Raw genomic sequence first — 14,159 nt, 5'->3', positions numbered from 1 at the left:
CTTTTCGCATTTAATTATAGATTTGAAGGGCTTAATAATTAAGATTTTTAAAAATTGAAATCTTTTTGTCCCAAACTCTTTTATATGTGCTTATTTCACGCTATCCATTTTTTCTCGGCAAGCCTTTTCGATGAGATCGAGTTTTTCAACACTTTCCTTTTCGTCTTTACCAATTGAATAGATGTATAGTTTAATTTTAGGTTCGGTCCCTGACGGTCTGAGTGCATACCATGAACCATCTTTAAAGTAATATTTCAAACAGTTTTGTTTTGGAAAATCAAGGTAGCCATCTTTAAAGTCAATCACTTTTTCAAGTTCCATTGCTCCAACTGTTGTCAAAGGATGTTCTCTAAATTCTTCCATCATGCGAGCGATTCTCTCTTGACCTTCTACACCTTCTAACTCAAGAGAAACTTGTCTTTCATTATAGAAACCAAATTCTGCATAGATATCATTTAAAACATCTAACAAAGTCTTACCCTGTTTCTTAAAGTAAGCAGCCATCTCCACGATCATCATAGAAGCACTGACAGCATCTTTGTCTCTGACAAAAGTTCCATAACAGAAACCGATACTTTCTTCGTAACCGAACACATACGTTTTTTCTTTAGTACGATCATATTCGTTGGCTTTGCCACAAATATTTTTAAATCCAGTCAGGGTTTCTACTGTTTCAATACCATATTTCTTCGCAATCGCTCTAGATAAATCACCTGTAACAATAGATTTCACCATGACAGGATTTTCAGGTAAATTATTGAGAGCAGAACGTTGTGAAAAAATATAATAAGAAAGCAAAGCACCGATCTTATTTCCGTTTAAAAAGACATAATCACCGTTTGCATTTCTTACTTCCAGCGCAACACGATCGCAGTCTGGGTCATTAGCAATCAAAATATCACAATCATTTTCTTTTCCAAGTTTTTCAGAATAGGCAAATGCTTTTGGAAATTCTGGATTGGGATAACCAACTGTTGTAAAATCTGGATCAGGAAATTCTTGTTCCTTTACGACATAGATATTTTCAAATCCTCTTCTTTTCAGAATTTCTCTGACAGGAATATTTCCTGTACCATTCAAAGGCGTATAGCCAACCTTAATAGATTTATCAACATCTTCATTGATTGTTAAATTGAGAACTTCTTGGTAGTAATCTTCTTCAACAGATGCATCAATATAATTTGCAAGACCGCTTTCCAAGGCTTCTTCAAAAGGAATGGACTTAATGTCTTCAAAATTCACAATTTCATCCATATGACCTGCAATTTGTCCTGCAATATCATCTAAAATCTGTGAACCTTCTTCCCAATACGCTTTATAGCCATTGTATTCTTGTGGATTATGGCTAGCCGTTACCATAACTCCTGCTTTACAGTGCAATTTTCTAATTGCATACGAGCACATTGGCGTAGGATGAATCCCATTGTAAATATAGGTTTTGATTCCGTGAGCAGCCATGATAGAGCAGGTCAACTCAGCAAATTCTTTTGATTTATATCTGACATCATAGCTGATTGCAACACCTCTTTTAATCGCTTCTTCACCATGGTCTTTCAAGGTTTCAGCCAATGCTTGTGCTGCTTTTCCTACCATATATTTATTCATGCGGTTGGTACCAGCACCCAATTTCCCACGAAGACCAGCTGTCCCAAATTCAAGTCCCTTATAAAATCGATCTTCAATTTCAGCTTCATCATCCTTAATAGATAACAAATCAGCTTTCGTTTCTTCATCGAAGAAATCATTGTTTAGCCATTGTTCATAAACTTCTTTGTAGTTCATATAACGACTCCTTTTAATATATTATTTCTCAATAATTCCATTCTATACTACCTTTTCGTTTTTATCAATCCTTTTCCCAATTTTTCTTTAAAACGCTTGCAGTTTTTTGTTTAAAACAGTTATTTATATGTAAACTTCACAGATTTTATCTCTCTGTGGGTGATTGTTGATTAGGTAAATTTTAATCAATAAATTGAATATCATTCTCATCTAATGCAAGAATATCCTGATAAGCAACATCTAGCTTAGATAATAGATCAACAGACTTAACGTAATGCGCATGTAAAAACAAGACTGCAGGATGAACTTTCTCGAATTCATAGTCTGGTGCCTGCTAAAGCTTGATATCATGGTAGCAATATTACAGGAGACATATTAGAAACTACTTAACTTGTACTAATTTGTCTTGATAATTTTCTTCAATAGCTTTTGCAATAAAATCTTTTTTTATTTTTGTAATAAATCTAATATCATTAAACAAGTGAAAAATAGTTGAAATATATCCCCCAATATCAACCTTTTTCACCAAATCTCCAGCTCCTCTCTTTACTGCAATAAGTACAATACCAGCATTTACCAAAGACGCTATGCTTTCAGAAATTATAATAACTTTTCTTGTTCTCACTTCATGTAAAGTTACATTTTTCTTTAGTGATTGAAGTAACTGATCTTTAGTTATCGTTTCGTTATTCTTTTTATTTTCTTCGCAAATAATCGTAATTCTGTGAGCAACAGAAATTACGTAATTAATCATCTCTGCTAATGCTGTCTGAACTCCGACTGATCCCCAAAAATCCAATTTCGCATAGTCTATTCCTGACTCACATAATTCCTTGATAATATCCGAATCTACCAACCACTGCAAAAATGGTAAGCTTAATCCTTCTTTCGAATACTCGTCAGATTTAATATGGTAGGCTTGCTTAATAAATGCTAGACCTATTGTTGCCTTTGATTTTTTATATCTTTTTACCGTATATTCAAACATCTTTATCGGATTTGCCTCAGCTATAGCAGCTGGCTTACCCGATGTGTCCTTTCCTACATGTAATGTACGAAATGCATTGTCTTTTCCAAGTGACATAGTATTTGTTAAAATATTACAAGTTCCAAATAAATAACCTAACCAAGGATCATGTCCTAATGTCTTGTCTCTATGATTCGTTCCGCTAAGCTTCACATTAAATTTTCTTGTACCACTCACCACATCGTATGGAACATGATTTATATCTGCTATTTCTTGAACTGAGGCATGATAATATCTTGAGCCCTTTGTTTTGTCGCTCTCCGCCTTATTCTTCATAGTACTTGTTTTGTCTTTATCATATACAGATTTCTTAGCCTCATCAGCGGTAGTATTGTGTAACGGTCTATCCTTCTTATTTTTGAACGCATCAAAATTAACAGAGGGTTGTAAGAATTGACGAATCATTTGTAATACTACTGCAATAAGAATAAAAAGAGCATCAGTTTTATTCAAACCTGTTTGACTTTTGAACTCACTTTCAATATCATCGTATTCTTTCTCAAGTTGAGCCAGATCCTCCTCAGATAACAAATCTTCCATTCTTAAAATCGTATCCATACCCTTGGCTGTTAACATACTCTACTAAAGAGGCATAATTCGATATCTCAGGAAGTATATTAATTGATTCGACAACCGCTTCGCTACCAGTCATCTTCTTATGAGTATCCATAAGCTGTTCTGCAAAATCACTAGAATGATCAGCCATAAATTTCATGACCATTACCATCTCTTTTTCTCTATACGAAATCATATTTATGTTTCCTCATTCAAGGCCTTATTGATTACAGATGCTGGACAATTTATAGCATTCAAGAGTTTAACTAAACAATTTATCTGCCTTTCTAACTCTTGTTTTTCAGCATGCATTTTATTATATGCATCAAACAAAAAATCTACGTTTTCTTCCAAGTCTTTTTGTAATTTATACTGCTTCAAAATAACTTCGTTATATTTCAAAATTCTCTTATTTACATCTACATTAAGAAAATCATCAATCTGTATTGAAATATCTTGTGCAAATTTCTTTGTATTCAGTGAATTTATTACTCATATCTTTATGCATTATTTCATCTAATTCTGTTACACGCTGTTGTAAATTAGAAATCCAAATGGTAAGTTTCTTTTTTCCTTCTTCAAGTTTCTTCTTTTGCCTCATTGATTCTTGGTTATCTTTTTGATATCTTTTTACTTTTGCATTCCTTAACATTTTTAATGCGAGTGGCAATGCCAATGCTGGAATAGATACAATATTTAATCCAGTAATCATTCCTAATCCCAGTCCGTCAACTGCCATTGTCCCTCCAGTAGCTAGCCCGCTGGAAAACATTCCTATGGTAACCGAAGTTCCTACTGCTGCTGCGACCGTTCCCCGACTATGGATGCATAACTCATATATTTTTTTGTAACATCTGATTCCTTATTTTCGAGATTTTTAACCAATGAGGGTAAGGATGATTCTTTTAGTTCCACTGGTTTAGAAATAGAATTAATATAAGATAAAATTTCTGTTGCATCATCATCAGCTTGTTGATACGCCTCTAAAATAGCTTCAATAGTTTCTGTACTCTTTTCCATATCCTCCTCCACATTTTTACTATTACGCTCTAATTACCTTCTAGATAACCTTTTTTATACCCTTTCTCCTAACTATTTTATATCTTCCTTGACTAGCAGAGCAACACACTCGACATGCTCACCATTGTCCAAACCAGTCTTAATAACATCTCCAACATCCATAATGTTTTTTAAACCTTAAATAAGATTTAGATAAATTTGTTTTTATTTGTAGGTTAAACCATCATGAAATGTCAATTCACAGATAGTTTTACTTATATATTTATACAGTCTTTTTGTATTTATAAATCATCCTCTTAAAATCTCGTCTATCTGCTCCGCTTCGATTTGTTTTTGTAAATCATCAATTTTTGTTTCAATATAGTTTTTATGTTTTATCCACTTTAAACCTATAAAATTTGGTAACAATGATTCGAGAAATCCAATCCAAGCTGAATACATAGGTACTGCACTACCTGACCAACTACAAGAAGTAGGTGTTAATGGTATTTTTTCAAAGTCTTCGAACAACGGATTATTCTTAAGAAAGAGCAAGATATATTCTTTTTTTCTTTTGAACTCTAATTTTGACACAACTGAAAATAGGCAATACATTTTTGCTTCATCATTGAAGAATCGTTGAATACATTGTCGAATCCACATATCTTGTCTTTCTAACAGCTTTTTCTCATTTTGCTTTGGCAATAATAAAGATTCTAAAAAATACGGTACTGACAACCTAGAATATTGACGGTTTCTTATCAACTGCTCAAAGATTTTATTATATATTTCTACAAAATCGTCCAAATCAAAAAAGCAACAATGCTTTTCTTGATGGTCACTAAAAGAGTCACTATTTATTAAATAATCTATATACTTGTCCAGTATAGAAGGTCTAACTGAATATATTTCCTTCAAAAATTGTCCGTCATAATCATGATGTTTATCATATGACAACATAGCATAGTATATTTCTTCAAGCAATTCTAAATTGCAATTAAATTTCTGAATCACTTCCCTTGGTGTATTATGATGATAATTAAATAACAAGCCAAAATAAATATCCACGATAAAAGAGGAATACTCTTTTTTATCCAAAATAATTTTGCAACCTTCTATTAATGCTAATTCATCTATTGCATTATACTTATCCAGAAAATCTACATCACGCATTGATGATGAGGTAATATATCTGTCAGAAGTATCTTTCAAAAAATCATAAAGCCCTTGTAAATGTTTTTCTGTAATTAATCCCGGCGGTAATTCATGATAATATGCATATGTCCAAGCATTTTTCTGACTATATTCTTCACTAATAATAATTTCATACACTTCTGAATCGGATAATAATGAAAATAAATTGTCTACTAGATGGTATGGATGTAAATTGTTTGGTGTATCGTTTTTGATATAATATTTAATTGCATCAACATACAAATCTGCTTTATCGGAAATAGCATCAAAGGCAATGCCTAATCCTTCACCGACCTCCCAATATGAATGGTTATCTAGCTCAGAAATACCGTTGCAAACATCAATTAACTTCTTAAATATCTGTAAATCACAATTCAAAGTGTAATGATTAATTGATTGCTGCTTTTGTTTTCTATTTTCTTCATAACCAGTTTCTTTATAATCTGGTCCTTTAAGAAGACAATATAATTGAAAGCTCTCTCCTTCAAAATATTCAGAAAACAAGGATTCACAATAATAATTCATTCTGCTAAAAACTTGCACTATTTTGTCTGCTAAAAGGTAATTTGCCAATTTATCTGGTGGAAAATTTAACTTCAAAATTAATTCAATATATTTTAAATCAAATTGTAAAACAGGAATGCTTATATCGTCAATAATGCCACCATAAGAACTAAGAATTTCCCTAACTTTTTCTCTATACTTTTCAATTTTACTCAAAGAAGTTAACGATTCCCAAATTAACTCACGATATTTTTCAACACCTTTAGACATAGTTAATGGAATCTGATATATGGTTATTGCATTCTTTCGTCCTTCCTCCGCTGGAGAAAAATTTAACTTCAGAAATTCTTCTGCTATCTGCAAAAAAATTATTACAATAAATTCTTGTTTCCAATCATTTGAATATTCTATTATTTTTTCAAAAAAAGTTATTTGAGTGTAAAAACTATTACGAAAAGAAGCCCTCTGAATACCAAAATATATATTAACTGCATGGTAAAATTCCATAAATAAATCTGGTCGCTTTAGATAATATTGAAAAAACAAATCACAAGCGGTTGGTAAATCAGTCATATCTGCAAATCCACCAAGAATTTTAATGATATCATTTTCCACATGTTGATAATTTTTTCTTTTTTCAGTATCTATATCGATCCATTCACAAATCACTCTTTCTTCAGATTCAATTTCATTTTGCAAAAGCAAAAGTGTTTCCGTAGGATTAATGCGAAAAAAGACTTTTACAAATTCAAAGAAGATTGGCGATTTTTCTGTTGATAATTCATCCCATAATAACTTTATTTCTTTCTCAGCAAAATTTAAAAGTGCCTTATTTTTAAAAATATTAAGTAACGTATTAACAGAAGATACAGTTCTCTCTCTGTAACTTGAAAAGCAAGCTTTAATCATCTTCGACAAACTAAGTAATTTTTTGTCAAAGAAAATATATTTTAACAAATAATTAGACAAACATTGATCAGAAAAACGAACAGCTTTATCATTACAAATATCGACAATCTCCCGCTCGTGAAGCATACGGATATTTTCAATGAAACTATCTCGATTTAACCCTTTTTCCTGTAAAATTGGTAAAAGTGCATCAATATAATCTAAATGAATTGCTTCAAGAAAAGCAATTATACCAGAAGTTATACACAGATTTTTGTCTATAAAAAATTGATTATTTTCTAAATTAGAACCATAATAGTCTTCATATAATTGTGACACATCATCAATAGACTCCAAACGATTTGAACTGCATGCTACTTTCCCAGCAAGTATAGCAATACGAGCATTTCCTTCTGCAATTCTTATAATTCGTTCTTGATAGTCTGAATTCAAAATGCCCAATGAAGTTTCAAGTAATTCCTTAATCTCATTCTCTGAAAATACATTTACATTCACAATTTCATAAGAAGTGATTGCTCGAACATCGTTTATCACTTTTTGAAGTGCATAATCCCTTACTGTAATAAGTATTTTTACATTATATCCCTCTGGTTTCATACTAACGTATCGGATAATATGCTGCAGTCCTGACAATTGATTGGCATCATCAATAAAAAGAAAATAATCTCCTGGTTTATCTAAAAAAAGTTTTAAATCCTCGTATATTGGTAATGCATTACTATGAATACAGTAAGTCTTTTCATTCTTAGCATCTGCATGATTTTTTACATAATGCAAAGCTAAACGTGTTTTTCCCGTACCTGATGAACCACTAAGTATAACAACATCCACTTTAAGATAAGCATTGATGATATCTTGAAATTCTTTTTCTCTGAATAGAAATTTAGTGTCAATTGGAGCAGCCATTCTATTTGCATTGTAACTATTAATAAATTCATCATATGATTGAATTTGATCTGTACTTATTGATATTCCCAAAAAATCACGTGAAAGATTATGATGGAAAAGATATATATCTTCTGCAAGCTTATCAATTCCGATAATTACAAGCTTAACTCCAACATCTTCACACAGTTTTTTTACTTCACTATCTTGAAAGGGTGTAAGGTTTGATGAAGTATGACAATAAATAATTTCAGAGATTTTGTCATATGGAACACCTGTCTTTGCTGTATCAAGACATTTTTCAAGGTCATCCCTAATTTTTGCAAATAAGTTTGTCCTTTGAGTTGTGTATTCAACAAAAACATACTTTTCATTTGATGCAATAAAATATGTATCAGGTGTACCTAAAGTGGTCTTTCGTGTACCTGCTTCTCCACCAAGAGATACTATACTCGGATAGCCCGTTTTATATAAATAAGAATCACAAAGATTTTGAAATGAACCTGCATCCAGTTGTAGTATTTTTTGTTTAATACTTTCAATATTAGCCACTGTCTATAATCCCCCCTATTGTTTTAATATTACAACATCTTAAAGTGCTTCAACGCATCCAAAATAGCTTCTTCCTTTTCAATTGAGCACTGTAGAACTTTCTGGTTCTCGTTCTTTGAAATATTATAGTGTTCCCTAACTTCTAAACCATGCTTTTTCTTAACTTGTGCAATGTACAGAGTAGATACTTTAACCCCAAACTTTTCCAAAACATAGTTTTGAATTTGTTTATATGTTGCCTTACTTTCAGCACTTGTTAAATCCATATCATCCATCGGAAGTTCTACACTAATATATTTCTTAGAATCTAGTTTTGAAAGCAACACAATTGTCTCCACATGATGCGTCATTGGAAACAAATCCACGGGCTGAACTTTTGTGAGTTTATAGCCTAGTTCTTGATAGAGCTTGATGTCACGTGCCATGGTGGCGGCATTGCAGGAAATATAGACGATTTTCTTTGGATTCATACTGACGCTTGATTTGATAAAACTTTCAGTCAAGCCTTTACGTGGTGGGTCGACCATGATGATACTAGGTTTTATACCTTGGTTCAGCCATTTTTTGATAGCATTTTCTGCTGAATCACAAATATAATGGGCATTGCTAATACCGTTTAGCTCAGCATTCTTTTTGCTATTTTCAACTGCTTGGGGGATGACCTCCACGCCATAGACTTCTTTGACATGTTTCGCAACTGACAATCCAATGGTTCCAATCCCCGAATAGGCATCCACTACAATATCTTCTGTATTCAACTCAGCGAAATCAATCGCCGTTTGATACAGCTTCTCTGCCATCTCTGTATTGACTTGGTAAAATGCTGGGGCAGCAATTTGAAAGTGATTCTCTAGCATGCGGTCAGTAATATAATCTTGTCCATACAGTACACGAAATTCCTTCCCCAAAATCGCATTACCTGGCTGGTTGTTAATATTTTGCATGACAGACTTAATAGCCGGAAATTGCGCAACTAATTGCTCTATCAACTGATCAATACGGAAAATTTTGGGACGAGTTGTCACTAAAATAACCATGATTTCACCAGAGTAATGTCCACGACGAACCACAATATTACGAATCAGACCAGATTGCTCTTTCTCATCGTAAGGTTTCAGGTCAAAACGACGCAGCAAATCCCGCACCGCCAAAACGACTTGGTCAATAACTGAATCCTGAATATAAAAATCCTCAATTGGCATTAAATCATGCGAATTTTTTCGGAAAAATCCCGTTTCTAGCTGTCCATTGACACGGCGAACAGGAACCTGCGCTTTGTTTCGATAATGTAGTGGGTGCTCCATACCAAGGGTTGGTGCCACTTCGATATCTGCAATTCCAGCAATCTTGTAAAGACTATCTCTAACTTTCTTGGTTTTAAATTTCAATTGCTCACTATATTTTAGATGCCCAAGGTCAGCAATACCTGTCCTCAGATAAGCCACATCAACATCTTCGTTTCGATAAAGGGATTTCGTCAGATAGGCTTCTACCTTGCCAAAACCAATTTTTTTATTGACTTTCAGTATGCGCATACGGATACGTTCCGTAGGCAGAGCATTCTCTACAAAGAAAACCACCCCCTCTGCCTTAGCCACTCCTGCACCGTCATGGCTCAAATCCACAATTTCAACTTCTATCACATCATTCTTTTTTAACATATATTTCTCTTTCTATCAGCTCTGCCATTTCCCAAAAAAAGAAAGCGACCGCATCATCACTTTCTATTATATCATTTATCTGAGTCCTAATTGTGCTAATTTTGCTTTATAGGCTTCAAAATCAACTAGTAAGCCTTGACCGCCATACATATCATAAGCGTCTATCCAATCGCCATTTTTAGGAATAGTCATCTTTTCAACACCATTACGAGCATTGGTAAGAGAAGATAAGCCGTGCGTTAGTAAAAAACTATACGGAACATTGGTTGAGGTTAAAGCAAATACTTTTCCAAGCGCTTCAGAGCCTGTAAAAAGCTTCGTTGGGTCTTTGACTTGCTGAATAATCGCGCTCATCACCTCTTGTTGGCGACGTGTTCGGCCAAAATCTCCTTCGTCATCTTTACGGAAACGCGCATAATTCAAAAGCGTGCGTCCGTCCATTCGCTGTTTGCCAACCTTAATCGTCTGCTCTGGGACCACGCCGTCTTTCATATTGAGGTCATCTGGCACCTGAACTTCACTCACTTTTTCGCCATTGATAGTCGAGAAATTCGCATTCATTTCAACACCATTTGGAAAAAGGGTATCAATAGCTGTCGCAAAAGTTGAAAAATCAACCAAGGCATAATATTTAATGTCAATATCAAAATTGTCTTTCAGCACTTGACGTACTAATTCAGCGCCTTGATTGTTATTCTGCTCCCCAATTGCATATGCTACATTTAGCTTTTGATCATAACCTGATCCTTGACTCACTCCATCAATGTGAACGAGCGTATCTCTCATGAAACTGACGAGTTTCATTTTTTTATTTTTTCCACCAACATTTAAGACCATGATTGAATCGGTCCGCGTTTCAGAAGAAGATTGACCAATTCGTCCATCTGTACCCAAAATAAGTATATTCACACCGTCTTTGGTATCTTTCCCATTAAAGACTTCTGTTTGGGCAGCTTTGGCATTTGGGTTGTTTTTTGAAGTGTTCAAGCCTTTTATAAACATGAACAACATGCCCCCTACAATGAGAACCAAAATTAAAGCAAGCCAAGCTAGAATCCGCTTCACACGTATTTTTCTATGCCGCTTTTCCTTTTTAGGCTTGGGTGTATTTTCTACAACACTTTCAGCCGCATTAGTTGGTATACGCTCTGATTTAAATCGTTTATTACGGCAACTTCTCTCTGGATATTGAGGGAGTCCCTGCTCGGTGTAACCAAAATTCTCAGGCACTTGTTGGTCAGAAAAGGTAGCTCTTGCTTCACGAGCTGACTCTACTCTTTGGTCTCCTTCTTGCTTGCTAAGAAGATATTGATATTCTTTTTTCTCGCGTTCATTTAAATAATGGATATTTTTGTAAAGATAGTCCAGTCTCAACTGCTCATGGTGGCTGAGATTATCTGATTTTTTATCCATGATTGCTCCAATCTACTGTTCTGAAATAGTATAAACGGTGTAATTTCCTAAAATTTTATAAGTAATGCCAATTGCTTCTAGCTCTCTCATCGCAAATGACACTAAATCCTCTTTTTCATTATTGATGTCCACAATGAAAAAATATTCTCCCAAAGCGGTCTTCAACGGGCGGCTTTCAATCTTTGTCAAATCAATTCCCCGCCAAGCAAAAGTTGCAAGAGCTTTATATAAAGCACCGGGTAAATTGTCTGGCAAAGTCAAAGCAAGCGTGAGTTTCTTTTCCTTAGGATATAATTGCAAAGTCGGAATCGACTGTCCCAGCAACCAAAAACGGGTGAAATTCTCAGCCATTTCTTGAATATTCTCTGCAATAATCTGCAGACCGTATTCACTAGCTGCACTCCTTGGCGCAATAGCTGCATAATTTTCTTCTGGATGCTGAGCCACAAAACGAGCCGCATAAGCTGTGCTAGCTGTTATTTCGATTTTAGCTTGTAGATAATGCTGGCGAACATATTTTTTCCCCTGCGCAATTGCCTGCGGATGAGAAAAGATTTTTTCTATTGGCTTATCAGCTGCCGTTGCCAATAATTGTTGCTTGATTGGCTGGACGATTTCTGCCACAGCATGAATGGCTGCCTGATGAAAAAGGTAGTCCAATGTTTCATGAACGCTTCCTTCAATTGAATTTTCAACTGGCACTACAGAATAATCCACTTCTCCTGTCTCGTAGGCTTTTACAACTTCCGTGATATTTTCAAAAGCCACTAACGTATCTGCTGGAAAAGCTTCTTGTGCTACATGATGAGAAAAAGACCCTTTCGGACCTAAAAATCCAATTTTCATTGCAACACCTCCACGATTTGTTTAGGCGTCAGAGTAGTCACATCAATAACTTTTGTAGCCACTTCTTCATACCAAGTCTGACGTTGCTCGAAAAGATTTTTCAAATCAGCTTTGCTATTGTTCAAATAAAGTGGGCGCTGGTGTTCTTGATCCTCTTCAAGACGCTGATAAAGTGTCTCAAAATCTGTTTTTAAATAAATATTTTCAGCGTTCTGCTTTAACAACTCGCGATTTTGAGCATTGCTGATGATGCCACCACCAGTTGAGATGACTTGTTCTGACTGTAGCAATTCTTTTAATAATTCACTTTCTTTTTGCCGAAAAGCTGCTTCGCCATACTGCTCAAAATATTCTTTAATCGGCATTTCCAGTCTCTCTGACAAAAGCTCATCCATATCGATAAAATTTTCATCTAGCAAGCTAGCAATCGTTGACTTTCCAGCCCCCATGAAACCAATCAAAATCTTAGCCATGAAGTAAGTCCTCCAAATCAGCAAAGAAATTTGGATAGCTCGTATTGATAGCTTCGGCGCGCTCCAACTCGACTTGACCGTCCTTTACCAAAAGAGCTGCAATAGCTGTCATCATGCCAATTCGGTGGTCGCCAAATGTATGAACTTTAGCACCGTGAAGAGACGTTTTCCCTTTGATGATCATGCCGTCTTCTGTCGGAGTAATATCAGCCCCCATGCTATTTAGTGCATCTGCCACAACTTGGATACGGTCTGTTTCTTTTACCTTTAATTCTTCCGCATCACGAATCACCGTTTGCCCCTTAGCTTGCGTGGCAAGAAGTGCAATGATTGGCAATTCATCAATTAAACGTGGGATAATTTCTCCGCCAATTTCTGTGCCGACTAATTCAGACGTCTCTATCGTTATGGTGGCAGACTTAGCAATATTGTCTACATTGGACAAGTTTATATTTCCCCCCATAGCCTTGACAACATCCAAAATGCCAGTCCGTGTTTCATTGATACCGACATTTTCCAAAATAATCTTAGAATTAGGAACGATAAGTCCTGCCACTATCCAGAAAGCCGCACTAGAAATATCTCCTGGTACCAACACGTTCTGCCCAGTAAACTCTTGCCCACCTTGAACGCGGATTTCCTTTCCATTGACAGAAATCTGACCACCAAATTGTTTAATCATATCTTCTGTATGATTGCGGGTCATTTCTTTTTCCACAATGACAGACTCGCCTTGAGCTTGTAAAGCCGCAAATATCAAAGCAGATTTAACCTGAGCAGACGCTACAGGCAAGGTGTAATGAATAGACTGTAAGTTCTTATTTCCATGAATGGTGAGCGGTGGCAAATCACGCTCGGTTCGCCCAGCGATTTGCACCCCCATTTGACGAAGAGGAATCGTTATGCGATCCATAGGACGTTTAGATAAACTATCATCACCAAACATTTCCGCCACAAAATCCTGCCCAGCTAATACACCTGAAATCAAGCGAATAGAGGTTCCAGAATTTCCCATATTTAGTTTGTTTGTCGGCACTTGAAGACCAGCAAAACCCACTCCATGAATCGTTACTACATTGCCGTCATCTTCAATTTGAACACCTAAATCACGAAAAACTTGCATGGTGGATAAAACATCTTCACCACGCAAAATATCATGAACCGTTGTCACTCCCTTGGCCAAACTACCAAACATAATCGATCGATGACTAATAGACTTATCACCCGGCACACGAATGCACCCAGCTAATCCCTTTGCATTTGTTCGTAACTGCATAGAAAACCTCATACCTGATTCTTTTTACATATTGTACCATAAAAAGAGAAGGGAAACAAAAGAGAGCGGGGAAAAAGCTTCAT

12 protein-coding genes are annotated in these 14,159 nt (G+C 35.2%); all 12 read right to left on the bottom strand.

The genetic code is table 11. The features are described from left to right. Positions 1-90: 90 nt before the first annotated feature. The 12 genes from IYQ23_RS02775 to aroA all read right to left on the bottom strand — a co-directional run bounded on the left by IYQ23_RS02775 (position 91) and on the right by aroA (position 14,076). Positions 91-1,782 (bottom strand): phospho-sugar mutase, encoded by a 1,692-nt coding sequence (locus tag IYQ23_RS02775; RefSeq protein WP_195674006.1) that lies wholly within the window; start codon positions 1,780-1,782, stop codon positions 91-93. Positions 1,783-2,164: 382 nt separating this feature from the next. Then, a complete protein-coding gene (locus tag IYQ23_RS09515) occupies positions 2,165-3,367 on the bottom strand; it encodes a hypothetical protein (protein WP_229311916.1) in 1,203 nt (400 codons plus the stop codon). Next, positions 3,330-3,530 carry a hypothetical protein gene (locus IYQ23_RS09510; protein WP_229311915.1) on the bottom strand — a complete coding sequence of 67 codons (201 nt, stop codon included), beginning with the start codon at positions 3,528-3,530 and terminating at the stop codon, positions 3,330-3,332. Before IYQ23_RS09510 ends, IYQ23_RS09515 begins: the two co-directional genes overlap by 38 nt. 32 nt (positions 3,531-3,562) lie before the next feature. Beyond that, positions 3,563-3,766, bottom strand: coding sequence for a hypothetical protein (locus IYQ23_RS02760; protein ID WP_195674108.1), 204 nt, complete (start codon positions 3,764-3,766; stop codon positions 3,563-3,565). A 34-nt stretch (positions 3,767-3,800) separates the two neighbouring features. Beyond that, a complete protein-coding gene (locus tag IYQ23_RS09505; RefSeq protein ID WP_229311914.1) occupies positions 3,801-4,103 on the bottom strand; it encodes a hypothetical protein in 303 nt (100 codons plus the stop codon). Positions 4,104-4,156: 53 nt separating this feature from the next. After that, complete coding sequence (locus IYQ23_RS09500) at positions 4,157-4,384, bottom strand: hypothetical protein (RefSeq protein ID WP_229311650.1); 228 nt, start codon at positions 4,382-4,384, stop codon at positions 4,157-4,159. 288 nt (positions 4,385-4,672) lie between these two features. Beyond that, complete coding sequence (locus IYQ23_RS02750) at positions 4,673-8,407, bottom strand: ATP-binding protein (RefSeq protein ID WP_195674005.1); 3,735 nt, start codon at positions 8,405-8,407, stop codon at positions 4,673-4,675. Between the two features lie 29 nt (positions 8,408-8,436). Beyond that, complete coding sequence (rlmD, locus tag IYQ23_RS02745; protein ID WP_195674004.1) at positions 8,437-10,068, bottom strand: 23S rRNA (uracil(1939)-C(5))-methyltransferase RlmD; 1,632 nt, start codon at positions 10,066-10,068, stop codon at positions 8,437-8,439. A gap of 75 nt (positions 10,069-10,143) precedes the next feature. Then, positions 10,144-11,481: an LCP family protein gene (locus IYQ23_RS02740; RefSeq protein WP_195674003.1), complete on the bottom strand. Its 1,338-nt coding sequence runs from the start codon at positions 11,479-11,481 to the stop codon at positions 10,144-10,146. Between the two features lie 12 nt (positions 11,482-11,493). After that, positions 11,494-12,327: a prephenate dehydratase gene (gene pheA / locus IYQ23_RS02735; protein ID WP_195674002.1), complete on the bottom strand. Its 834-nt coding sequence runs from the start codon at positions 12,325-12,327 to the stop codon at positions 11,494-11,496. After that, positions 12,324-12,800: a shikimate kinase gene (locus IYQ23_RS02730; protein WP_003036058.1), complete on the bottom strand. Its 477-nt coding sequence runs from the start codon at positions 12,798-12,800 to the stop codon at positions 12,324-12,326. The genes pheA and IYQ23_RS02730 overlap by 4 nt, the downstream gene beginning before the upstream one ends. Next, positions 12,793-14,076, bottom strand: a complete 1,284-nt coding sequence (aroA, locus tag IYQ23_RS02725) for a 3-phosphoshikimate 1-carboxyvinyltransferase (protein ID WP_195674001.1) — start codon at positions 14,074-14,076, stop codon at positions 12,793-12,795. Before aroA ends, IYQ23_RS02730 begins: the two co-directional genes overlap by 8 nt. Positions 14,077-14,159 lie beyond the last annotated feature (83 nt).

This window comes from Streptococcus sp. HF-100 (genome assembly GCF_015594635.1).
Taxonomy (GTDB): Bacteria; Bacillota; Bacilli; order Lactobacillales; family Streptococcaceae; genus Streptococcus; species Streptococcus vaginalis.
This window is presented reverse-complemented; position numbering and strand designations above follow the sequence as displayed.